This is a genomic window from Fimbriimonas sp. LA-C6, assembly GCF_055398105.1.
The window spans coordinates 2,234,831-2,258,602 of sequence record NZ_AP038796.1 but is presented as its reverse complement, the minus strand read 5'-3'; the positions used below and the strand labels follow the sequence as shown (position 1 = coordinate 2,258,602).

Sequence of the window (23,772 nt, the reverse complement as noted above, 5' to 3'; positions counted from 1 at the left end):
GCGGCAACGGTCGTTAGTTCAAAACAATGACTACACTCAATTTACACGACTTCTGGAACACGGACCCGACGCTCAACTACTACAACGACTTTAGCACGGCTGCTGACCTTGCTGATTTCACTGGAACTGCCGTTCTCGGCGGAACCGCTACGATAGCCGTTGGCGTAAACGGGAAATTGGGCCTGGCTGGTGCTGCTACCACTAACCTAAGTGGCTATCAGATTCAGCAGAAGACTTATCAGTTTTCGCTGATCGCAGAGAGAACCATTGCTCAACGATGGTTGATTAATGAGGCCATGTTAGATGTCGAGTGGGCGATTGGTCTCGCTGCCGTATCAACTACGGTGCTCGCGTCTCAGAACATTGATGGCATCTACCTCTACGGAGTCCCAACAAGCAACACAGTGAAACTCTATGTTGTAAAGGGCGGCGTTGCCGTGACTTACACAGTTGCCTCAGGCCTTCGGAATCCTGGTGTTGATCAGATGTGGGGGCTGGATATCAACGTTCAGCGTGACACTGACAAGGCGGTCATTAATGTCCACCTCAACGGGAAGATCATTTGGACATCCGATCCTAAGCCGACTGCATCAATGCCCACAGTTCCGCTGTGCGTAACCGCTGCGATGAGGTCCGGTTCTACGACTGGAACTCAATCCTTGTGGCTTGATTACACGCAGACGATGGGACCGAGGACGTAAACCGGCTCTAAGCCATACGACCAAAAGCCGGGAGATCCATCAAGGGCCTCCCGGCTTTGAGAGCAGATAATGACCTTTGCAGACGCTTGCGCTTATATCGCTTCTAATATCGCTCCAGACGGAGACAATCCCTTCGGGGCATTACCTACGACAAACTTTATCGCTTCCAAGTTTGGCCAACGTGTAGCATCCTTGCTGGGAGAATTTTCCAGGGCAACGTACCTTCTCTATTCGCTACCTGAGCCAATTACCCTTGCTCCAGGCGATAGGGAATTCAACTTTGCTGACCCTGCAAACTGCGCGAAGAGCTTCTTTCATGTGCTGGATGTGTGGATTGACAACGTGAAGATACGACGTTGTGAATACAGTGACATCCGATCTAGGTTCTATCCCAACGACCCGCAGAACATCCCGAGCAAATTCGCGCAATTAGACAGTTATCGAATTGTCTTTGACTACGCTTGTGGAGCTGCGTACCCTAACTCTTTTGCGGAGGGTTGGTACCGACACCCTCCGATTACCTCGGATAGTCAGGTTCTCCAGAACATGGATGACTACCTGATTTTGTTCGACCATTGGTGTCAGGCAAACATCCGAGAGGTTGTTGTATCTGACGAGATCGGAATGCAGAGGTTGCAGCGTTTCGATTCAGCTTCGTACTCTGCCGCGATGGACCTTCGAGGGCAGTCGCTTGCACGCATTCTAAGCGGTTCTAGGAATCAAACCTATGGCTATTAATCCTGGCTACACCATGAAGCCCGATGGCGGGCAGTACAAGACAAGGATCCCTGCTGGATCCTTAAACACGACTCTGGCGAAGACTGCGATTGGCGACAACGAGGCCCAGATTTGCTACAACTGTAGTACTGAGAATGGAGAGTTTGGGATTGACACGCGGTACAGGCGGTGGCAGTCTCATCCGGTCCGGAGATGGACCACGGGGTCAAGTTCGACTTACTCTTCTGTGTCTGATGCGGCTTCGGTAACTACTCAGCTGCGAACTGGAGCTACAGTCACGCTGACGCCTCCAGGATTCGCCCAATTCCCAGACACACAGTTTGCTACTGTTCGGATGACGGTCGGAGATAAGACCAATCTCCTCTATGCGGCTACGTTCAATTGGGGAATCACCTTCCCTCCTACTGCTTTAGTGAATTTGAAACTGAAGGTGTTAAGGCACGCGGAATCTACGGGGCTAAACCCTTTGCCTGTGTTTGACGACTTTGTTCAGTTCACCAAGGACGGCGTTGCGATTGGTGCTCAACTCGCGACAAATACCCTCGTGCCGGAGACTGACGGACAGGTTGTCTATAACGTGAGCCTGGCTGCGCTAGGGGTTACCGTGGCGGAACTGCAAGCTGGCAGGCTTGGTGTGCTTGCTGGGTGGTCGTCGCTAGTGGATCCTCACGCATATGACGCATCCAATTGGAACATTAATATCTCTCCGCTTCCGGCAACGAACGGCCCTGCTGGCTCGACGGCATTGCTGACAAGCAACCCAACAGCTACCATTACTGCCACCTACATTGGACCTGGTGCTCCTCCACCTTCAGTGGACCTGTCCGTGTACTCATCCATAGATGCAACCGGTAGAGTAGTCGATCTTCACCCGGGCGACGACCTGCTTATAGTTGGCTTTAGCGGTGTAGCTTCCGTGGCTGATGGACTCGGAGGCACTGACTCAGGGCCTGTTAGTGCCCCTGCGATAGATGGCGGGGAGAGCCGACACAGTTCAACTACTAAGGTTCGGCGCCTTCCTGTTGTTGGTGGAGTGGCTACTACATCAGTCACTCTTTCAGGTTCTATTCAGCTAAGCACTTGCGCTCCTGGCAACTATCCAGCGATCACGCCCACGGTCAGCGCGTCAATTTCTAGGCCAACCGATGTGATCCTGAATGTCAACAGCTTGGAGCTTGAGGCAAGTTATACCGTTGACTCATCGACAACGGTTGATCTTGAAGGTGCGCGTGGTCTGGGCTTCGGGGAGTTTGGGGGAGCAGCTGAGTATGTGGCGGCTTGGGGCCAAGGCATCTTCTCTGTAGCAGACAGCTATAGGCCTCTCGCGATGGGGAACAACTGGAGTTCGGAGTTAGCTGGAAAGCTGGTGGACGCCGGGGATTGGTTCTTCTGGAGCCATGAAAAGAGCGTGTTTGCAGCCAACGTTAACGAGGGTGTTTACTACAAGCCTGTTGGCTCGATAGCTTGGAACCCTCTCTACAAGGACACTCAGTCGGCTGGGAACACAGGTTCCATGACTGCCGATCCGATTCTAAGCGTTGGCAGGTATCTGCAACATCAGGTGTTTATTCCAGGGACGGACACCGTCAGTGTGGTCAGTTCATCTGGAGGGCTAAGTCCTGTTCCTGTCATCGACAGCGTTACAGGCCTACTTGAGATAAGCACAGCAGACTATAGCACTGGCAATTGGAAGACTGGGTTCATGGAGCTAGAAATAGTCCTTGCGACTCCGTTGTCGTTTTCCGATGCAATGGCTGCCTACTGGGAGATCATTCAGACAACTAGCCTTACCGCAACAGACATCGGGAATGATGGCTTTGATGCGGCTCCTGCAAGTAACTCCATCAAGTTCATCAACTCAACAGGCACGAGCACGGCGGCGCTTCCTTTAGTGGTTCAGGGTGAACTGAATAAGCCGTTTGGAACCTACCGCGCGTGGGTAGATTTGTCCTCAGTTCCCTCTGGGAATCTAACTGACATCAAGAAAATTAGGCTGAAATTCGGGATCTATCAAACTGGAAAGAGCTTCTACCGCCTAGTTAAGTTTTACCAAGGAGGTTTGCGCTACCACGACACCTCAGCGATACCCTTCAAAGACGCCAGTGAGCTTTCAGAGCAACCTCTTGAGTACGCGTTCAACTACACGGAGGGCACCACAGTTGGGCAAGCATTTTATTGCAAAGTAACTCCTCAGAGCCATTTAGGATCTGGAAGAGATTACGCGACACTCCCATATGCTGGGTCTGTTATGTCCGCCAAAGTGCCCATTGGAGATGCACCCTTTACACCGGCTGCAACCATAAACCTGTACAGGAAGGTCGGGACTGACTGGCATAAGATTAATTCGAGTCCCAATACCTCGGCTATGATTTTCGAGGACCATCTTAGAGATTCAGCCATAACTGCGGGTGGCTCGACCTACCCCGTTACTGTTCTGAACTTTGATGCTCCGCCTCCCAGCTTTAGCGGAGTTGTCTTGGGAATCAACTGCGGGGCATCTTGGAAGGGTTCAAATTGCTATGGCGGAATGAATGGCAAGCTGTACATGTCCAGGACGAATAAATACGATGAAGTCTTGTGGGACAACGTTGTACTTACAAATGACCCTGGATCCGTTGACCTAGGGCCTCCGCGAACACTCGTGGTCGCTGATGATACGGTGTCTCCAATCCTTGCTTTGGTATCGACAGAAAACCTGTATGTGTTTACAAGGCGGGAATGCTACGTTCTGATAGGATCTGAAACGGCCTTCAAAAGCTCGTTCCCGCGGAAGATAGATTCGGCTCGTGGCGTGCTTGGGATACGGGCATCATGCGCGTTTTCCGATAGGGCGCTGTTCGCTTCTGATGATGGTATTTGGCTGCTCAAGAAGAGTACGACTTCAACCAATGAGCCTGACGAACTGATTGAAGTCACGAAAGAAATCCGATCTACATGGTTGGACTTCGTATCCGTTACACCCGAGGCTGTAGTTGTTCGGCAGCACCTTAACGAGATATGGGCCTTCAACGGGGCGAGAACCCTTCACAGGACTAAATCGGGGCGATGGATTGAAGGTCGATGGGCTGACAACCGAAAGGTGGTAGACGCGACTTCGGATCCGTTCAGGGGACTTGTTATGCAGATGTCGGACGGATCCCTCGGGGTGTTGGGACGATATAAGTCTGACGGTGGGACTGATGTTGCTGGGGTAAATGGCGAAGTGCCCATGTGGCTTTACAGAACAGGGCGCTCCATGACTGGTGATACCGCACTAAGGGCTGTTATCTACTATGAATCTAGTGAGACCGATCCTCTTGTAACGGTGTCTGTTTTGACTGGAAACTCAAATGATTCTCAGACAATGACGGAAAGCGGCCAACATGTTGTCAGTATTCCATTTAACCGTGTAAACTCAGGTGTACGCGTTGGTGGTAAATGGGCTGAATTTGATTTGAGAGGGACGGCCAATGAGACCGTTCATTCCCTGGAAATCGCTTCTGATACCCGTGCGCAAAAACGAGGTGATAACTAATGGATCCATCACTAATTGCTGCTGGAGTAGGACTACTTGGTTCGGTGTTTGGAGGCAAACCAGCGGTACCGGCAAGTGTGCAGCGCATATATGACCTGAACGTTGGCGCGTCTCAGAGAGCGCAGGATCTGTACGATAGGACCGATTTGCAAAGCCAGGACGCGCAGACTGTTAATGACTACGCGCAGGGAGTTCTAGGCTATGCGAACAAGATTCTTTCCAATTACGATGCGCAGGCGGCGGGCGGCGGCTCGGGCATCTATAAAGCTGATACTCAGAAGGATCGTGCGCGAGCTCAAATAGCAGGGGATTCGGCATCACAGATCGCGAATCTTCAAGCGGACCTATCGCGAACTAGACCCCAGCGCCAAGCGGCTTTGCTCCCTAATCCTGGGCAGGCGGCGTCCGGTCTGCAAGGTGGCATGTATCTCGACAACCAGGCCCTAAGCAACAACTCTGCAAACCTGAACGCGATCATGAGCGCAGGCAATTTGCTTGGTAAGTTGTTTGGGCGCTCGTCGAGTTCTTCGGGTGGCGGCTACTCTCCGTTGAGTGGTGGCGTTGACCCATTCGGCAATGGGACGAATTACGGAATTGGCGGAATCTCTCAGCTTCCAGGAGTTAAGTACAAATGAGCGTCCCTCCTGTTTTGACTGGTGAGATCACCGTAAAGCCCATGGGGCAAGACCTTGGCTCAGTGCTTGGCTTGCCCTCAAACCGAATCTCTTCTCCGGACGACATCATAAAATCCTTGCGTGCTGCTCAGGCTGCAACAGACATGGGTTCTTGGGCTGGTGGGCAGATTGGTTCGGCGCTCGACTCCCCGCAGCCTGGAATTAAGCCAATCCCTATCTCTCAGATCGATGGTAAATCAAAGCTTAAGAGCTTGGTTACTGAGGCATACAGGCCCACTGAGGGAGAAAATGCGCAGGATATGGCTACACGGCTGGCGGCGCTGAACGAGTTTAGCAGCAAGATTAATGATCTTCCGCAGATGCGACCTGAAGAGGCTAATGCAATCTTCAGCGAATGGTACAGGAACGCTAATCCTCAGCCAGATCCATTCTCAACCTTCTCACCAGATGCGCAAGCCCATCTGAACGCAGCTCTTGGTGTCGGTCAAACGGTTCCAACAACTGGAGAGGGAATTAGCCCTCAGCTCAAGGCGCTTATGGACAAGTTTGATGCCCTTGGTATACCTACAGCATCCGTTAGCCCGCAAACAGTTGCTCTATTGAACCAGGCCTACGCACCGGGCACGAAGCCAAAAACCTTAAGCATCGGTGACATCGATCCGAACGAGGCGGCGGCGGCGGGCGCATATCTTTTGGTCAATCGCCTGTTCGGCGGAGGAACTCCGAACGACTTCGCGAATGTTGTTAACGGCCTCGTGGGCAGAGGGCAAGCTCGGGTCGATCTTGCAAATCAGGCTCAGATGCAGACTGATAATCTTAATCGCCAAAAGGCGCTTGCTCAACTTTCGGAGCTTCAAGACCTTCAGCACTTCAATGATTCTCAGTTGGGTTATGCCGCGAAGGATCAGCGCGACATGATTCGGCAACTCATCACTCAGACTGAGATTACCGATAGGGCTGAGGGTGCTGACAAGCGAAGACAACTTCGTGACCTGGTGACTGCTTACGCAAAACAGCTTCCCACTCTGGATCCTGGTCGTGCCACTGCAATGAAGAACTTCTTTGAGCAGGTGACAGGAATGAAGTTCGATGACGCCTTGAAGGAGCTAAATCCCACGCTGAATCAAGAGCAGGTAAAGGCGCAAACGGGCAAGACCGTTGCTGACACTGCGCTGACGAATGTTCGGACTCAGCAAGAGCAATTGAAGCTTGCGGCAGATCGAAAGACATTCGATTCGGATGTTCAGGCGCGATTGAATAAAAACTTGATTACCAACGAGCAGTTGAAGAAAATCAAGATCGAGGTTGCAGCCTTGCCTGAAGGCATTCAGCTTCAGCACGCTAAGCTTCGTGTTGATCAACAGACTGCTATTACCCGTGCGAACGCTGCGCTGCAACGCATTCAGTTGGCGATGCAAGCAGCGGGCGCAAAGCCTGCGAAGGATCGTCTAAGTGGCTTGAAGGCTAACATTGCCGGTCTCAATACCGACGCGGACAATGTCTACAAGGAAGAGGCGCACTACCTCACTCGCGTAGAGAGTCTTAAGCAGGAAATCCAGAAGTGGTCCGGACCTGCTGGGGATCCGGTTAATCAGTTGCCTTATCTCCGCAAGCAGTTAGAAGAGGCTGAGGCTAACTACAACTCTGCTCATCAAAAACGAATGGAGGCTCAGAATAAGCTCCATGCCGCTGCTGATGAGATCGACCGACTTACTACGGGAGGTAAGCAGTAATGTCGATTTACAGTATTTCGGATGCCATAGATAGGGCAAGGCGTTCAGTGCTGGGTTTGCCTTCTGACGTGCCCAACCAGGGCATCGGTCCAGTAACTTCCACGTCGCTACCGCCTCTTCAATCTCAGCCTACTTTGACGCCAGGGTTAGGGCTTCAGACGGTTACCTCTGACACCGCTAGACTAGAACCGAAGGTGCGGAAGTCCATGGCTCGACAAGTCTTGCAGACTGAGGAAGACACGCCAGGAACCCTTGGGCACGTAATGGCCGGCCTTGATAAGATGTATCAAGGCAACGTGCCCGAGTACACGCCTGAAGTTCGAGACAAGATCAAATACCGAATTCAGAAGGTCATCAACGACCTAACCGCGCGAGACCCATCGTTCATCATGACGAAGGCTCAAGCTACTCTGTATGCCCACGACTTCATGTCGAAGATCACTCCAAAGGATGTTAACTGGGGACCAAAGGGGCAGAGCGTAGTAGACCAGGCGGAGGCGATCCACGATCGTGCAAACATCGACCCTAACGAATCCATCTTCGATGCGGTAAGCAGGTTGTCATCTGAACCTTTCGGGCCAACTGCGGATTGGTGGGACAAGATTGCACAGATCGGCCATACCATCAAAACTCCCGACTATACTCCGCAGCTTGAATCCGTGCTAGGTCAGCCTGGGCATGTAGCTGGAAAGCTGTTGAAAGGAGCGATGGGTAACTTCAACCCTGGAGCTATAGTGGCCGCTCCTCACGACATAGTAGGAATGGCTAAATCTGGCGCTGATGCCGCCTATGCGGGCGATTCAGTCTTGGATGCGACGCTAGGAAAGACGCCTCAAGAAAAGTTGGATTCAAGTCTTGAGTTGCTAGGAGGAATTCTCGGCGGCTTTGGAATGCACGGTGTTTCTAAGGGATTAAAAGGTGCCCGAGCTTTGCCTCGTGAAATTCCTGATGTACCGACTCCAACGGAAGGTATCCATAGCGTAGAGCCTCCCAGACCAGGAGAAGTGACCGTAGCTAATAAGCCCACGGTGGAATCGCCTATTGCAACCACTCCAAAGGTAGAGGCCCCGATAGAAGCACCTATCCAGCCAACCAAGGTCGGAGTTGTGCAGCAAAAGGGCGGCGCTCTTGCTGATCTAATAAGCACGATCACCCATCAGCAAGACTTGATAGATCAAGCTGGGCCAAAGGTTGAGGCTAAACCGCTTGCTAAGCCGACTACGAACGAGATACCCGGTGTTGAACTCGGGACTACAAAAGCTCAACACCCTCAAGGCGGGCCATTCGAGCCTATGAAGCTCAAGCTTGTCGAGCTGGATGATCTCAAAACTTCCCATGACCAGGCAACGGGTACGCCGAACCCAGACTATCTGTTTAAGGATCTTCAGACAAGAGACCGTGGGTCGGCTGCTTCGAGGCAACAGATTCTTGAGAACGCGATGCGGTTCAACAACCATGGAGAGGTGACCACTGACTTCCTCTCGACCGATAAGGGTCCTCCTATTGTTGGGCCTGATGGAATGGTTGAATCTGGAAACGGTCGAATCATGGCAGCCCAAGCGGCACGGGAAGCAAATAACCCAGCCTGGCTGAAATACCAAGAAGAGATCAAGCAGATGCACCCTGAAGCGCAAGGGATGAAGAATCCCGTTCTAGTGCGAATTACGGATGCCAAACCTATCGCTGATCGCGTTCAGTTCGCGAGAGATGCAAACGGTATGACGTCGATGGCTCACACCTCTGTTGAGGCTGCACAGTCTGCGGCCACTGCAATACCTGACCACGTTTTTGACAACCTGCACGACACGGGTAGTTCCATAGCTGACGCGGTTAAGAACAGAGTCAACGACGGCTTCATTCGCTCTTTCCTGGACAACATCGACCCTAACGAAGCTCGCACACTGGCCAATGACCCGAAGGCCCTTGAAGGTCGCGTGAAGGCGGCTGTGCTTGCAAAGGTACTTGGCCCTGAAAACAGCGACGTTCTAGCCAGATTGGTTCAGGATGGTGACTACGGAAAGCGAATCGCGAGTGGTCTCGACCAGGCAGCTGTACCCTTAGTCAAAGCTGTTCGCGCTGTAGAGTCTGGTGTAGCGAGTCCAGAGCTTGGAGTTCAGAAGCTCATAGGAGACTCCCTGCGCATGGCTGACGAGTACAGGGCAAGCGGCAACAAATCTGGGTTCTGGTCTCAGGGGCGGTTAGACAATCCGGATCCTGCGGTAGTCAAGCTGGGCCGGGCGCTTGTTGAGGCTAAGTCCCAAGCTGCGGTTGATGAGATATTCAACGGGATCTCATCGAGAGTTCTTCATGCGGCTGATGGAGGACTCTTTGAGGATGGCCCGAAGGCGGCTTCGACTCCTATGGATCTTCTTGATCACGTTCCAGCGCCAATCCAGGGCAAGCCTCCGAAAGGCTCCAACACGATCAATATCCAGTCTCGACAGGCAGGATTCATTGACAAGAAGACCTTGATGTACACCGGTGGTCTACTCGCGACTGGAACCGTGGTGGCTCTCAACAAGGATGCGATCATCAAGGCTATGGAGCGGTATTACGACAACAATGGATTGTCGGGAATTGCTCGGGCTGGCATCTTTGGAATGGCGGCATTAGGAGCGGCGTGGGGAATTCGCGGACTTTCAAAGGGCTTGCCAGTGACACCATTCGGATTCTCGGCAGCTAAAGCGTTGTACTCACCGGCTGAGGTTGCTTCCCTGGCCATGATGTCCCCTCAGAAGATCACTCGAATCATGGGTGAGACTGCAAACGCCTTGCTTGAGGGTAGGTCTCACGCGGTTCAGGTGCGAGGCCAATTCGAGCAAGCTGTTGGTGCTGCGGGTGTCAATGCTTTTGGTAAGAAGTGGTGGCAATCAAACGACTTCAAGAGCATGGACCTCAAGGTCCGAGACATGATGGAGACCAACATAAAGGAAGGTCGGGATTGGTCTGATGGTCTACCGGAGAAGTGGAAGGCATTCGTAAGTGAAGTGAAGGTGGCCACTGACAAGATCATTGACGACTGGGAGGCGCTTGGCGGTCGTGTCAGTGTAGTGAACGACGGCACTCAAGGCGCGAAGATCAAAGTAGGTGCCTCTGTCCGTATTCGTGGCGGCGTGTTTGGTGAATATCTGGGAGAAGAGATTCCGAATGTTCAGCGTGTGGCAAATGATCCATTCGAGACCGTTCCAGGCAAAGGGACCGACTTCAATGCTAACGCACGAAGACAGAATGCGAGGGCCGAAAATGCGGTAGCAACACCAGACGCCGAGACTCCTTACCTGAAGGTTAAGATCCTGGACGCCGAGGGTAACCCCAGTATCTACAAGATCGCACCTGGCGAATCCTTTGGGCGGCCAATCAACCGCCTAGGCGAATCTTTTGTTCCTCGTATTCTCAGCGATGGATTCACGCGAAGTCTCAAGGCAATCGATGAACTTCCAGTTGGACAGCGAAACGCGCTGCTTGAGATGGTGCGCAAGAACAATCCGGATTGGGTTGGGATTTCGAATGATGAGATGATCGCCAAGCTAGGTGATCTTGCCTCATCGGTTGATCTAGCCAGTCACCAGGACATCAGCTCTTTCATGGCAAACCTTGAGCGAGAGCGACAGATGACTATGGCTAAGTATGAGTGGACTGATGCAGATGGGAACCTTCATGTCGAAGACCCCTACGAGTCCAGCTACATAAAGTCGATGCAGCTGTACGGCGAGAGGGCATCTAAGCGGCTAAGTATTGCTGCTCAGTTCGGCCCTGAACCATCAGCCATTGGGCACGTAGTGAACTCCGTGAATCAGATGAATCCTCAGTACGGCCGGTTTATCAACGAGATCATAGGCGATGCTTACGGTTGGGGTCCGGAGAGGTTCCAGAAGACGTGGCAAAGCACTGCGGCTAGCGTTGAAGGGAAGGTCCAGGCGATAACGAAACTGTCTACTCCTCTCACTCTGAGAGCGCAGCTGAACGATGCAATCTACGCGATGCACAAGGCGGGCTTGCCTCGGGCGCTATCGGCGGCATGGGAGCTAGTTACCAACGAGGCAGGCGTTAAGGAAAGAGCGAACCTGATGGCTGCTGTCCATGAACAATGGGCGAAGGAAATTAAGCAGGACTTACCTCCGACTCTCACAGGGAAGCTCAAGAAGGGTGCTGCTCAACTCGCAACCTCGGGTGAAAGAGTCATGGGCCTCACAACTCTTACCGATGCCGTCATGACCGCTACTGGCATTTCCTCCATGGACGCGGCCATGAAGCGGTTTGCGGCCATCACAGGTTATAAGGATGCCGTTGATGCCTTAGAAACCGCTACGCAGGCCATTAAGGAGAACAAGCCGGTTCCTGCGGAAGTTCTCAGTAAGATCGACTTCTACGGTCTTAAGGACTTCGTTGGTGAGGCATCTAAGGACGGCGCTGAAACGTTGTTCCATGAGAATGACCTAGCTTCTGCGGTTCTCGCGAAGAACATCAGAGGCAAGCTGACGTACTCGGGTGACGCTGTTGACCTGCCCCACTGGATGAATACACCAGCCGGAACAGTGGCGCTCCGATTCAAGAAGCCCATGTTTGTTGCGACTCGGTTCCTCATGCGTGAGGTAATTGGTGAAGCAGCGAAGGGCAACCTTGTTCCTGCCGCAAGAGCCATGGGTTATGCCGTGGCGGTAGGTGGGCTATCCACTTACCTTGGCGAGTTCATCAAGGGCAAGGGCTTCGATGATGAGACACGGCACATGTTTGCTTCCGGAGACTACATCGGTGCCCTGCATAGAATCTTCGGGACTCCAGGCAAAGAGACATCCTTTGCAACGGTTAAGACGTTTGTCCAAGAGTCAATGACTGACGGCCCTAGGTCACGAAACGTAATGGATATCTTTACCGCACTTGCTCACGATCTGACTTCCTCGGGTTCGCTCGGGCTTGCGGGCGAACTCAATCCTGGGGCTAACCCTCGGCTAGCGGATCCTTATGGAAACCCAGTTCCCAACTACATGGAACTTGCAAAGCCTGTCAGTGTTTCCGACGTTGAGAACTGGGCTAGAAAGATCCTCCAGGCCAAGAAGGTTGGTGACCAGTTCGAGAACGACCTACCCAATGCAAAGCCTGGCTATGTCGCCGGTTATAAGGACCTGGTCAACTCAGCTGCATGGTTCGAGGCGGCGCGAACCTCGTTCCCTGCGATGAAGATCGTCACGACTATTGCTGGGCTAGAACCTACTCTGACCAGGCTACACGATCTGGATCGTGAGTTTAAGGCTATCTCGGATAAGAATGGGCAGAACGTAAAGGCCGCAATCAAAGAGTTCGGTAAGGAGAAGCTAGCTGAAAGAGCTCGCTTAGAGACCGAAATCAAAGCCAAATATCTTGACATTCAAAAGGAATTCAAGATGAATAAGACTGAAATGAACCTACGCTCAGTAATGAGCGGAAAATAAAACTTACACGGTTAACTTTCTACTTGCATATGGTTAGTTAACCGTGTAAACTGTTTTTCATGGTGGTTCGCACCCAATCGCCTTGGCTAGCCCACAGGAAGCGCACACGCAATTTTACTGGCGTGATTTTGCACGCTACTGGCGGCAATGACGCACAAGGTGCTATCGACACTCTGAAGGCTCGGGGATTGTCTTACCACTACATCATTGACCGAGACGGGACCGTGCATAAGTTGGTTGGAACCGACCTTGTAGCGTTCCATGCGGGTCAGTCCATCGGGTGGGAAGGTTCCGATGTTAACAACTACGCGATAGGGATCTCCTTCGCGAACATGGATGACGGAAAGCATCCACTTACCAAAGCCCAAGAAACCGCCGTTGTCGAGCTGCTTAGTCAGCTAAAGGGGGCTATCCCAAGTCTGAAGTTCCTATCGACACACGACGGCATCTCTCGGCCTCGCAAGGTTGACCCTGTTGGGATCAACGTCCAGCCATTTGCCAAGGCGGCTGGGTTCACCTACTGGCCAGGACGGAGGCCAATCACAGAATGACAACCTACGACTTCTACAAGTCATTTCTTCACGACTGGCAGACGACCCAATGGTTTGTCTATGTGTTCGTGGTCTCCATGCTCCTGGACTCGATTGGCGGTTATGCGGCTGCTTTCGCCCGCAAGACGCTATCGAGCACCATCGCCCGCGAAGGGGCGGTTAGGAAGGTTCTCATGTTCCTAATCGTCGTCTTCTCGGCTCTTATCGATTCTTTTATCCCGAACGTTACTATCGCCGGAATAGGCGAAGTCCCGTGGGCTGCGGGGGCTTGTCTCCTGTTTATTGCCAACGAGGGGTTGTCTCTCCTTGAGAAAGCCAGCGTATTGGGGGTCCCCATCCCGCAGGGTTTGCAAGACGCTCTGATAAAGATCCGTCCTAACGCTGTCGCGATGGGAGAAAACCTGGAGGAAACCAAAAAATGAAACTACTGAAACTGCTCCTATGTGTCACCTCGCTTTCTATCGCGGTGGTCACTTTCGCAAAGCCTTCTGACTCTACGCCGACCGATCTCAAGGTTGCCTATGAGCCATTCAAGGCATCCGCTCCGTTCGCACACAAGTTCAAATCTCAGGATTCTGTAACGCCTAGCGTTCCAGAGTTTAAGTACAGCCTGGCTTTTGATCGCAGTGGCACCACGGCGGTTATCTCGAAGACTATCGGCAAGCTCAATGGCGTGTTCGGTACCGATCTCAGTCCGGAGGTTTGGGCGCTCGGGTCGTACAGCACTCAGGACACGACCTTCGGGTACGGCGTTGCTGCGGTGTTTAGCTACAAGGCGACGAAGGATGGTGGGTTGACGCTCTTTGCGGGTCCCACTTTTCGGGGAAGCTTCTCGGCCTCGCCAGCCTCCATGAGTCTAGGGATTCTGGTGGGGCTTTCTTTCAAGGGGTAACTCTCGACCAACAAGGATACAACATGTCAACTCAACGAACCCTGCCTGACGGGACGCTCGTTGGAGTCTATTCAGAAGCTCGGAGTACCACTCCAGAGCTTCTGAATACTATTTGCCTAGTTGCCATTGGCGGTGGTGGCGTGGGCGGGTCCATAGGCTCCATTAAATTCGAGACGTTCCTAGGTGATAACACACCCGCGCTACTCACTAAGAATGACGGCACGAGAACCTCTGCCATCTCGATCACGATTCCTGCTACGGCCACTTCACTGCCGGTCATTTTGGCAAACCTTGGCTACAAGATGGACCCTATGACTGTTAAGTGCAAGCTGTCCTATCCATCTCCCGGGACCGGCTCTATCTACGCTAATGCGGGCGGAAGTCTTGACGGCTCGGCTGGCACTTCGGGCTACGGCTATCGTAACAACGATCCCGCGTATGCTCCCAACGCAAACACGACAACAAACATCAACCCTGGAGGGTTGCTCGTTCTGGGGAGGAATTAAGAATGCCTGCTTTACCACCGTACGGAGTCCGGACCACGAACGGGACCGGTGTGTCCATTATCGACCCATCGTTGGTGCCGAGTTTAGGGGCATGGGGTCACCCTTACGATGCTGACTATGTGCCTCATAAACTTCGGTTGGCCTACTACCGGTTGAACGAGATCAGCCACAACGTTCGGGACTACGCGAATGGCGTCAATGTCGCGACATCGAAGGCCTATTTCTTCCACTCAGGGTTGAACGCAACCAAGCAGTCTGGAGGCAACCACCCTTCTATTGCTACCCCCGCAGGAAGGAACCCATCTGACACCGCCAACGATGGACTCGATGAACTAGGCTTTAATGCTAGTGGTGTGACGTGGGATGCCACGACAGGGCGGCTGTATCACGCCACTGCGTTCAATACTTACTATAACGCTGGAGTCTCTAAGCTAGTCTGGGGGCACTGCGTCTATGTCAAGGGTGGGACGGGCGTTAAGGTTGGACTGTATCCAATCATTGGATGCGGTGCTGGCTCGGGCGCGTTCGCAGGTCAGAACTATATTCAGATTCTAAAGAAGAATGCTTCTCTCGACAAGTACCCGTTCGATATTTGTGACGCGGCTGACTTCGGGACGGCTGCGGCTTCTGACGTTGTACTTAGTTCCGGACCGTTCCAGTCGCTTGTCAAGCTGCGGAACATGCAGGTTGTTAATCCCCAAGGCGATGTAGCCTACTGTTTGGCTGGTGGCCAGATCTGGAAGGATGCCATTCCGACATGGACATGTAGTGTTGACCCGAATACTCTGTCTAACAACGGAACTCTCGGGGCGAACCCTATCACCTTAACCGGCGTGAATGCGGCGAACCCTCTTCCGGTGCCTGGTGAGATCCTGTATCTCTACGGAAACGGAACCGGGGCTGGTAGTGGAGTTTCCCCGTACGTTGCGAGTGTCGAGGTCCTCTCGAACAACGGTAGCAACCAGATCACGCTGGCAGCCTACGACCCAGTGAATCACCCTAACGGCACCAAGAACGGGGACATCACGCAAGCGAAGTTCGGAACGTTGTTCACCACTGTGAAGCGTGCGTCCTTTGTGCAGCTGATGAATCCAGGCGAGGCGCTGCTTTCAAGTAACGAACAAATAGCGGTCATCTCCGCATGGTCTACGGTCATCCCAGACAAAGGTTCCTATACGAACACGACCGGATTACCGTTGGTCACAGCGGATTCTAAAAGCAGGGTGTCTCAGATCGCAGACGGAAACTCGGCCAACATTGTCGCGGTTCGTGACTGCGCAAACGTTGGCTGCTCGGGCATGTGGAGAAAGGTCTCCAATACAACCGAGTGCGAAGCCTATTCGGGTACCTGGACCGTTTCGGGTGGAAACCTCTACGTGCATCCTGAAACACCGTCGCCAGACGTGAACTACCCTGCTAACGGCAAGATCGACATCGAGCGACTCTACCGCAACGAGCAGAACGGCGTTATTCTGGGCAACGCTGACCGGCTGTGTGCGTCGCGAATCCGAACTGATGGTGTTGGGCTTGGTGCCGGGGCTTCTGGTGGAGTGGACACAAGCTATCTGGGCTATGGCATAGTTAGCCTGGGCGCGGCTCCGAACGTTTACAAGATCTACGCTTGTGAGTCGTACTACCACAACAGGCACGCGTTTGGAAGCCTTGCAGGTGCATGGGGGTCATGCTGGTACACCAAGGCAGCTTGGGGCCGAGAAACGAACAACATCGTAGCCTACGGGCCGAATAGCGGTGGGCAGGATCTTGTCACCTATTGCTGTGGAACCGAAGGCTCCTTATTGATCAGTGGGGCTATCCCTGCTTTGACAAGTGGAGCTTATGGTGCTAGCGAAGCGGTCTACGGGCACAGCCCGAACATCGTTGCCAATGGTGTCACTGGAAACAACTTCGTCACCCTTTCGGGGACGAACCTTCCTCTGAACTACTTTAAGCCTGGGTTCCAAGTGCAGTTTACTGGAGACGCCACTATCTACACGATCCAGTCGTACAACACCGGGACCAAGGTGTTGACGTTGACCACGAACTTATCGAGTTCGCCTGGAACACTTGCCAAATTCTATCCGGTCATCAATGGCCAGCAATGCCAGGGGATCTTGGCTTGCTATAGCCCTCAGGCTGTCATCACTATCAGATCGTACAATCGACCTGGTCAGTGGGGCGGCGGTGGACACAACTTCTTTGAAGGTGCGCAACCGGCATTTGACATGCTAGGAGACGACCTTTCAGTGATGAACTGCGTGCATATTGGGGACTGGATTGCTCAAAGGAATGGCTCTCGCTCGGACGCGCTCCAGACGGCTACCACGACGATTGCTTTGAGTTCGACGTATGCTCACCCTCACAATCTGTACATCAGCTGCGGAGGTGAATACAGGTGGGTCCAGGGCGCTCCTGAGATTGACTGCGGACTGGCATTTGGCCAGCGAACGGGAATCAACTGCTGGGACCTTGTGGACTTCTCCGGCGTAGGCGATCATGGAACTGCTCAGTGCTTCATTAACGGCACCGCGCAGTATGTGAACGACTCCCATTGCAACCTCCACTACATCAACGGAGGCGGACCAAGGCAGTACGGGTTGATTCAGAACCTGGCCAACAAGACAGACACTGACTACTCAGGAGTCTCGAAGGTTTGGTTCTCGAAGGGTGGAGTGTGGACCCATGCTGGCCCGGATGTTTGCAGTGGCAACATGATGTGGGCAATCAACAACAGCCCTGGCCAAAACCAGATCGTCGGTGGGACATACACCCTGCCAACAAAGATGACTGGCTCGAAGGGCATCGACCAGGACCCTTACATGCAGATCATCAGCAAGGGAACAGGAGGCACCAGGCCTTTCCAAGGGCTAGTGACAAGTAACAATAGTTACCTGGCCGTGTCCAACGGTCGGCGACTTGCTTATGATGCTCAGATGAGGCCTCGAACGGGTGCGAGTGGTCCAGGATCACTGGTGTCGGACTTGGTCCAGTCGATGGTCATGTCTCTAGGAAATCCTGTCATCAACGTCATCAGCTACGCTGGTGCAACGAACTCTGTTCAGGCTGGCACAGCGCCACAGAGGATCTAAAACAAATTGCCCCGTGGTGACCATTGTGGTGACTCACGGGGCAATTTACACAGTTAAGTCTAACTGTTGTCAGTCGTTATTTCTAACTAAGAGTAGCTATCAATAAGCCTTTCGATTGTGCAGGGCTACAATTTCAGAAACATGAGTCTCGTAGGCAAAGTCGGTCGAAAACGGTTCCGGGCAAGGTTCGCCATGGCGGTGCTGTATCTCGTGCTTTGCTTAGGCGCGTTGACTACGGTCTATCCATTTATTCTGATGCTGTCAACGGGCCTGAAAGGGCCGACGGATCAAAACGATAACCAGGTCGTCCCCCGCTACCTCCAGGCAGACTCTGAACTCGTTTCAAAGTATGTAGATGACAAATATTCAGGCAACCGCATCAACATCGCATCCACCCGAAACGCTAAACCCGCAGATGAAAAACTGCTCAGCGCATACGAAAGGTTCCTAAAACAGCTTCCGCTCGATTGCTGGCGAGCAGGTTTTCAGCTAGCCCCTAACCAGGTAACAAGCCGCCTCAGGGTCCGATATCAAAGCTGGCTGAGAACCCGGTACCGAGACATCCAAACAGTCAACCGCAAATATATCGAAGAGGCGATTGGGTTTCAAACAATCGATGTCCCAGCAGAACTGCTCGACCGAAAAACCTGGAACCCCCCAAACACCACAAAATACCAAGAGTGGTTGGAGTTCAAAGCTGCCTTGCCGGTCGAATTCAGAATTCCCATCCAACAACAACGCATCTACCAAGTGTGGGCGAGCAAGAAATGGCAGAACCAGATCGATCTCGTACCAGCGGAGGTCAGAGGTCAAGCTAAGAAATTCGACGATCTCATGCTGCCGAAATCCGGGGCGGTCCTAAGCCAGTTCATCGCCGAAGCGCTTCCCACAAGATATATCCCCAAAACGGTGGAAGATCGTTGGCGAGAGTTTCTCGCAGCGGAAGGCTTTACAGGCGATCAACTCACCTCACCGATGCCCATCGAACAAGCTGAGCGTGCCTATGTAGCATCCCACTCGGGCGAACTCAGGCGCGAGTTCTCAGCCCGAAACTTCACGTATGTATTGGACTACATCGTGCTGAACGGTCGCGCGCTGGTCAATACGGTCATCTTCTGCCTCCTCACAATCGCGGTTCAGCTCATGGTGAATCCGCTGGCTGCATACGCACTCTCACGCTATCCAGTCCGCCAGTCCGGCAAGATCCTCATCTTCTTACTTGCAACCATGGCATTCCCCGCAGAGGTCGCCATGATCCCGTCTTTCTTGTTGCTGAAAGACCTCGGACTCCTCAATACCTTTGCAGCCCTGGTGCTCCCGTCGGCCGCAAGCGGATACATGATCTTCCTGCTAAAAGGCTTCTTCGACTCCCTGCCGCAAGAACTGTTCGAGGCAGGCCAGCTAGACGGAGCCAAGGAGACAACGATGATGTTCCGCATCGCATTCCCACTCTCCCGCCCAGTGCTTGGCTACCTAGCGTTGATGGCTTTCATGGGGTCCTACGGGGCATTTCTCTACGCATTCCTGGTGGTGCAAGACCAACGTATGTGGACACTAATGGTCTGGATCTACCAGTTGCAGATAACCGCTCCGAAGTCCGTCATGATGGCAGCCCTCACCCTTGCCGCTCTCCCGACACTGATCGTATTCCTTTGTGCACAACGCGTGATCATGCGCGGAATCGTGCTTCCGGGAGAACGTTAAAGCTCGCTCAACAGGCAGTACTGAACGAAAGTCGATCAGATCGTGAAGGTAGACCTCGACTTCAAAATCATGAGCGAATGCACTTCGTTTTCATCAGTCGAAAAGAAGATGATAAACATGGGCGATAAGCAAAGAAATGCGGGGGTTCCTTTAGAGATTGCCGACGGAGTGAACAACGATTCGCTCCGTCAGAACGGTCTATTCTGGGGTGGCGGCGGATTTGTTGGTCCCTCCTACGCAAAAGCTCCCCATCCCATTTATGTCGGCCGAGAGTCATCGGTGCAACTTGCAAAATACGAACCGCTCGATCCCGCTACACGTCGGTGCTTCAGGTTTGAGACAAAGATAGACAAAACCCTCGAGGCAGCAACTGCAAAAGTGGAACTCCGGATCACACTAAAGAAGCTTGGGCTCAACGTGGACGTCGAGGACAAGATCCAGAAGCTCTGAATAACCCGGTGCAGGCTCCCAAAGCGGGAGCCTGCACCATCAACTGTGGCGTGATACTCATGTACACAGCAGATTTTAGGGCCTTTACATACAGGCTCGTTGTTCCTCAAGTAGACTCAGCGCCAGTGATTCCTCTTCGCGATAACCGCGTTAAGCAGAATATTCCCCTCGTTATGTGGACCTTAGTGGCCCTGAACGTCGTGATTTATCTGTGGGACCGGCAGGGACACATCTTTGGGTCAAGCATCGTTTTCGCTGACCTAGTAATGCGACCTCGCGAAGTAGTAGAAGCCGCGCGTGGCACTGGAGACCGCTTTGCCCTAGTCACGATCTTCACTTCCATGTTTATGCACGGAAGCGTCACCCACATCCTAGGGAACATGGTGTTCCTCGTGGTCTTTGGTTCCGGCATCGAAGAAGCCTTTGGCTCTGTTAGATTCGCCCTCTACTACCTAGCGTGGGGCGTATGCGCCGCTGCCGCTCAGATATGGGTGGATCCCAATTCAATCGTGCCTACCTTGGGTGCCTCAGGAGCCATCGGTGGAGTGCTGGGGGCCTACTTCCTCATGTTCCCCACCAGCAAGGTCGAGATCTTCGTGCCCATCCTAGCCTTCATTTCCTTTGAAGTCAGCGCCTACATCTTGCTGGGGCTATGGTTCCTATACCAAATCTTCTTCCCCCAAGAGGGCGTTGCCAACTGGGCGCACGCGGGTGGTTTCCTCGCCGGAATGTTGACGGTGCTCGTAATGGGCGGCCGCTCAACGGTTCTCAAAGGAAGAGAACTAGAGTTCGAATAACACGCCTTGTAACATCTGGAGATACCGTTTGACGCAACAGAGAATTCGTCTAGTAGTGATCGTCGCTGCCTTGTTCACGGCGCTCGTCTCGTTCTATAGCATTTGGAAACGGCACGAAGCCGAATCGCAAAACCGTGCGGTTGCGTTGGCTGTCGAATTCGAAACGGCCGAATCCTACGCCTCCTCACAAGGCTCCGACATAGAACACGCACTGATCTCACTCAAAGCCCAGGGCCTCAACTCGGTGGTGCTCGGTGAAGAGACGATCAGCGAGCTCATCGCCGAAGGCAAAGCAGCAGTGGTCACCACAGCAGGATCCGATGGCAGCTCGGCTTCTTCACTCCGATTCAACGACAAGTCGGAGATGGAGCGCGTTCAACAAGGCCTCCGCATCCGGTTCCATGACTTCGCAGGACGCCTAACTCCACGTGGCGATCTCCTCATGTTGCCACCCACCTCGGTGCAACACATCCGCTCCACAGCAATCGGCCTGAATCCGAAGCAAGTCGAGCTCGCCCAAAAGCTGAAGCTCGTCATCATTGCCCGTTGTTCCAACCCAGCTGGAATCAGCGAAAAGACAGTGCAAGAGACACTCGCCTGGGCGCATGAGCGTGGTGCAACAGTCTTTCTCCCACAAGGCGACCAGGTCCTAGGGCGACTAGAAGCGCTCCAGAGCACCATCGACACGCTCGAAACCCTCGGAATGACCTATGCATCTCCAGAATTCGCTAAAATCGGCGGCGATACAGAGATCGTAGAAAAGGCACCCGGTTTGGTCGTGCGGCTTCACTCAGCACAAGCAGCAGAGTTAGACAAACTCGGCCCAGTAGAGGCAGTAGAGCGCTATGTGAAGGCTGCACGTGAACGAAACATGCGCGTGCTCCTCATCCGACCACGCAGCTTCGCAGCAGTAGATCCGCTCGAATCGCTCGGAACATTTATCCGAGAGATTGACCATGGAATTACCAAGCAAGGCATCGTCATCGGCCGCCCCCACGTGTTCCACGAGCCACACGTTCCCAAAGCCCTGTTCATCTTGCTGGGACTCGTGTGCGCACCCGTCGTTTGGTCGGTAGGTGCTCGTTTCACCACGAACCCCAAGATCCTCATCGCTGGCGCCATTCTAGCCGCACTTCTGGGTTTGGCTTGTGCAACCAAGAGCGGTCAGCAACTGATGGCGCTCGCAGGTTCCATGGCGTTCCCCATCGCGGGCTTCTTCATGCTCGACGACTGGCTCTCGAACTCCAAAGGGAATCGTTGGAGCACGATCCTCATCGGCTTTATCATCGTGTCAGCATTCAGCGTAATCGGCGGAATGCTCGTAGGAGGCATGCTAAACGGCCTGCCGTTCTACGTCAAGGCGTCCGAGTTCAAAGCCATCAAGCTTTCGGTGTTCCTCCCCATCATCGTGGTCGGCTTCCACTACTTCATGCGGCTCACCAACTGGAAGGCCGACCTCCGCAGCCCCATCACATGGGGAACCTCGGCACTAAGCCTCGCCATCATGATCTCGCTTGCGCTCATGCTCGCTCGAACGGGCAACGACAGCGGGGTAGGCGCCAGCGGCGGTGAGATGGTCTTCCGAAACCTTCTGGACCGATTCTTGTACGTTCGACCAAGAACCAAAGAGTTCATGATCGGCCACCCCATTCTCTTCGTGGCCATAGGACTTCTCCTGCATCATATGAGGCGAGAGAAGCAGATCGGAGCCGCTGCTCAGTCCAAGACAAGATTGGCTGGCTGGACCGTTCTAGCGCTCATGTTGGGCGCCATCGGACAGACCAGCGTTGTGAACACAATGTGTCATTTGCACATTCCAGTGATGCTGAGTTTGGCCAGAATCATGATTGGACTCGTTCTCGGGTGTATTATCGGTGTGGGAAGCTGGTTGGTTGTTAGCCGCTGGGTTCCCGAGAGGGAGGCGTAATCACTTGGCAGGGCATATTTTGCTGGCTGGTTATCTTGGTTCCGGCAATCTAGGCGATGACGCCGTGATGCTCGGATTTGTTAATGGTTTAGGTAGTGCTGGGTACGACATATCGGTTTTAAGCGGAGCTCCAGAAGAGACCCATCGTCTCTACGGATTCCGTAGCTATCCGCGTCGTGACTTCAAACAGATTGCGGAGGCGATTGAGGCTTGCGATGCGGTGGTGTTCCCAGGTGGAAGCATCTTCCAAGACTCGACAAGTGTCAAGAGTGTCGCGTACTACGCCCAAATCATCAAGATGGCTAAGAAGGCCGGAAAGAAAGTTGTTTTAGTAGGGCAAGGTATCGGCCCACTGAACTCATTTTTTGGGAAACGAATGGCTGCGGGTGCGTTGTGCATGGCCGACGGCATCGCCGTACGCGACCCAGGCTCCCTTCAGGCTCTTCGTGATCTTGGTGTCAACGTAAACACCCGAGTCACAGCCGATAGCGCCTTCTTGCTCCCCATGCCGGCGAATACAGAAGACTCTGAAGCGTTCAACGTGGGATCCATGAAGACTGTCGGACTAGCTCCCCGTCCCGTGGATAAGAAAGGGATCGACGTCGCCGGGCTCTTTGGGGAGTTCAGCCGCCTCCTGTACCAAGCCGGTTGGGTCCCAGTGCTCGTCGCCATGGACAAAGAAGAGGACACCCCGCTGATCCAAGAGATCTCCAAGCGCCAAGGCGGAAAAGTGCCCGACCTACGAAAGCTCACCACTCCCATGCAAGTGCAACAGCGCATCTCCCGCATGGACTCTGTCATTGCCATGCGCCTCCACGCAGGCATCTTGGCCGCCTCTGTAGACGTCCCACCGTTGATGATCAACTACGATCCCAAGGTTGCGGCTTTTGCCAAACTTCTCGACCTGGGTGGAAGCGTGAACATGGAAGGCCTAACCGCCCCGAGACTTCTCGATTCGTTTAGCGCATTCTTCAAAGACCGCGAGCGTAACGCCAAACTGATTCAGAAAAAGCGGGAAGAAATGGTGAAAGCTGCAGAAGGAAATATCGAATTAGTCAAGCAGCTTGTAAGATAGGTACCTATTCTTGCAGAATCCTGACGAAACGCTA

At 53.3% G+C, this 23,772-nt stretch carries 16 protein-coding genes; all 16 read left to right on the top strand.

The genetic code is table 11. The annotated features are described in order from the left end of the window. The first annotated feature begins 26 nt into the window (after positions 1 to 26). The 16 genes from ACZ51B_RS10450 (at position 27) to csaB (ending at position 23,738) form a co-directional block, all read left to right on the top strand. Positions 27 to 701: a hypothetical protein gene (locus ACZ51B_RS10450; RefSeq protein WP_464293264.1), complete on the top strand. Its 675-nt coding sequence runs from the start codon at positions 27 to 29 to the stop codon at positions 699 to 701. Positions 702 to 770: 69 nt separating this feature from the next. Continuing rightward, entirely contained in the window at positions 771 to 1,439 is a 669-nt protein-coding gene (locus ACZ51B_RS10445) for a hypothetical protein (protein WP_464293263.1), read from the top strand. Further along, the gene (locus ACZ51B_RS10440) at positions 1,429 to 4,953 is read left to right on the top strand and encodes a hypothetical protein (protein ID WP_464293262.1); all 3,525 of its coding nucleotides are present in this window, start codon (positions 1,429 to 1,431) and stop codon (positions 4,951 to 4,953) included. Before ACZ51B_RS10445 ends, ACZ51B_RS10440 begins: the two co-directional genes overlap by 11 nt. Next, entirely contained in the window at positions 4,953 to 5,588 is a 636-nt protein-coding gene (locus ACZ51B_RS10435) for a hypothetical protein (RefSeq protein WP_464293261.1), read from the top strand. Before ACZ51B_RS10440 ends, ACZ51B_RS10435 begins: the two co-directional genes overlap by 1 nt. Beyond that, the gene (locus tag ACZ51B_RS10430; RefSeq protein WP_464293260.1) at positions 5,585 to 7,321 is read left to right on the top strand and encodes a hypothetical protein; all 1,737 of its coding nucleotides are present in this window, start codon (positions 5,585 to 5,587) and stop codon (positions 7,319 to 7,321) included. The genes ACZ51B_RS10435 and ACZ51B_RS10430 overlap by 4 nt, the downstream gene beginning before the upstream one ends. Then, positions 7,321 to 12,750 carry a hypothetical protein gene (locus ACZ51B_RS10425; protein ID WP_464293259.1) on the top strand — a complete coding sequence of 1,810 codons (5,430 nt, stop codon included), beginning with the start codon at positions 7,321 to 7,323 and terminating at the stop codon, positions 12,748 to 12,750. The genes ACZ51B_RS10430 and ACZ51B_RS10425 overlap by 1 nt, the downstream gene beginning before the upstream one ends. 59 nt (positions 12,751 to 12,809) lie before the next feature. Continuing rightward, positions 12,810 to 13,301 (top strand): N-acetylmuramoyl-L-alanine amidase, encoded by a 492-nt coding sequence (locus ACZ51B_RS10420; RefSeq protein ID WP_464293258.1) that lies wholly within the window; start codon positions 12,810 to 12,812, stop codon positions 13,299 to 13,301. Beyond that, positions 13,298 to 13,723 carry a phage holin family protein gene (locus ACZ51B_RS10415; protein WP_464293257.1) on the top strand — a complete coding sequence of 142 codons (426 nt, stop codon included), beginning with the start codon at positions 13,298 to 13,300 and terminating at the stop codon, positions 13,721 to 13,723. Before ACZ51B_RS10420 ends, ACZ51B_RS10415 begins: the two co-directional genes overlap by 4 nt. Continuing rightward, on the top strand, positions 13,720 to 14,193 hold the full coding sequence (locus ACZ51B_RS10410; RefSeq protein WP_464293256.1) for a hypothetical protein: 474 nt from the start codon (positions 13,720 to 13,722) through the stop codon (positions 14,191 to 14,193). Before ACZ51B_RS10415 ends, ACZ51B_RS10410 begins: the two co-directional genes overlap by 4 nt. A 23-nt stretch (positions 14,194 to 14,216) precedes the next feature. Next, positions 14,217 to 14,699, top strand: a complete 483-nt coding sequence (locus tag ACZ51B_RS10405; RefSeq protein WP_464293255.1) for a hypothetical protein — start codon at positions 14,217 to 14,219, stop codon at positions 14,697 to 14,699. A gap of 2 nt (positions 14,700 to 14,701) precedes the next feature. Next, entirely contained in the window at positions 14,702 to 17,785 is a 3,084-nt protein-coding gene (locus ACZ51B_RS10400) for a hypothetical protein (RefSeq protein WP_464293254.1), read from the top strand. 141 nt (positions 17,786 to 17,926) lie between these two features. After that, positions 17,927 to 19,489, top strand: a complete 1,563-nt coding sequence (locus ACZ51B_RS10395; protein ID WP_464293253.1) for a carbohydrate ABC transporter permease — start codon at positions 17,927 to 17,929, stop codon at positions 19,487 to 19,489. A 42-nt stretch (positions 19,490 to 19,531) separates the two neighbouring features. Then, positions 19,532 to 19,939, top strand: a complete 408-nt coding sequence (locus ACZ51B_RS10390; RefSeq protein ID WP_464293252.1) for a hypothetical protein — start codon at positions 19,532 to 19,534, stop codon at positions 19,937 to 19,939. A 125-nt stretch (positions 19,940 to 20,064) separates the two neighbouring features. Next, positions 20,065 to 20,736: a rhomboid family intramembrane serine protease gene (locus ACZ51B_RS10385; protein WP_464293251.1), complete on the top strand. Its 672-nt coding sequence runs from the start codon at positions 20,065 to 20,067 to the stop codon at positions 20,734 to 20,736. Positions 20,737 to 20,764: 28 nt separating this feature from the next. Next, complete coding sequence (locus ACZ51B_RS10380; RefSeq protein ID WP_464293250.1) at positions 20,765 to 22,663, top strand: DUF5693 family protein; 1,899 nt, start codon at positions 20,765 to 20,767, stop codon at positions 22,661 to 22,663. A gap of 4 nt (positions 22,664 to 22,667) precedes the next feature. Next, entirely contained in the window at positions 22,668 to 23,738 is a 1,071-nt protein-coding gene (gene csaB / locus ACZ51B_RS10375; protein ID WP_464293249.1) for a polysaccharide pyruvyl transferase CsaB, read from the top strand. The last annotated feature ends 34 nt before the right edge of the window (positions 23,739 to 23,772 follow it).

What these genes read in the sequence shown, in the direction of transcription:
- ACZ51B_RS10450 (WP_464293264.1), top strand. Translation starts at nt 27, where the DNA reads ATGACTACACTCAATTTACACGACTTCTGGAACACGGACCCGACGCTC.
- ACZ51B_RS10445 (WP_464293263.1), top strand. Translation starts at nt 771, where the DNA reads ATGACCTTTGCAGACGCTTGCGCTTATATCGCTTCTAATATCGCTCCA.
- ACZ51B_RS10440 (WP_464293262.1), top strand. Translation starts at nt 1,429, where the DNA reads ATGGCTATTAATCCTGGCTACACCATGAAGCCCGATGGCGGGCAGTAC.
- ACZ51B_RS10435 (WP_464293261.1), top strand. Translation starts at nt 4,953, where the DNA reads ATGGATCCATCACTAATTGCTGCTGGAGTAGGACTACTTGGTTCGGTG.
- ACZ51B_RS10430 (WP_464293260.1), top strand. Translation starts at nt 5,585, where the DNA reads ATGAGCGTCCCTCCTGTTTTGACTGGTGAGATCACCGTAAAGCCCATG.
- ACZ51B_RS10425 (WP_464293259.1), top strand. Translation starts at nt 7,321, where the DNA reads ATGTCGATTTACAGTATTTCGGATGCCATAGATAGGGCAAGGCGTTCA.
- ACZ51B_RS10420 (WP_464293258.1), top strand. Translation starts at nt 12,810, where the DNA reads ATGGTGGTTCGCACCCAATCGCCTTGGCTAGCCCACAGGAAGCGCACA.
- ACZ51B_RS10415 (WP_464293257.1), top strand. Translation starts at nt 13,298, where the DNA reads ATGACAACCTACGACTTCTACAAGTCATTTCTTCACGACTGGCAGACG.
- ACZ51B_RS10410 (WP_464293256.1), top strand. Translation starts at nt 13,720, where the DNA reads ATGAAACTACTGAAACTGCTCCTATGTGTCACCTCGCTTTCTATCGCG.
- ACZ51B_RS10405 (WP_464293255.1), top strand. Translation starts at nt 14,217, where the DNA reads ATGTCAACTCAACGAACCCTGCCTGACGGGACGCTCGTTGGAGTCTAT.
- ACZ51B_RS10400 (WP_464293254.1), top strand. Translation starts at nt 14,702, where the DNA reads ATGCCTGCTTTACCACCGTACGGAGTCCGGACCACGAACGGGACCGGT.
- ACZ51B_RS10395 (WP_464293253.1), top strand. Translation starts at nt 17,927, where the DNA reads ATGAGTCTCGTAGGCAAAGTCGGTCGAAAACGGTTCCGGGCAAGGTTC.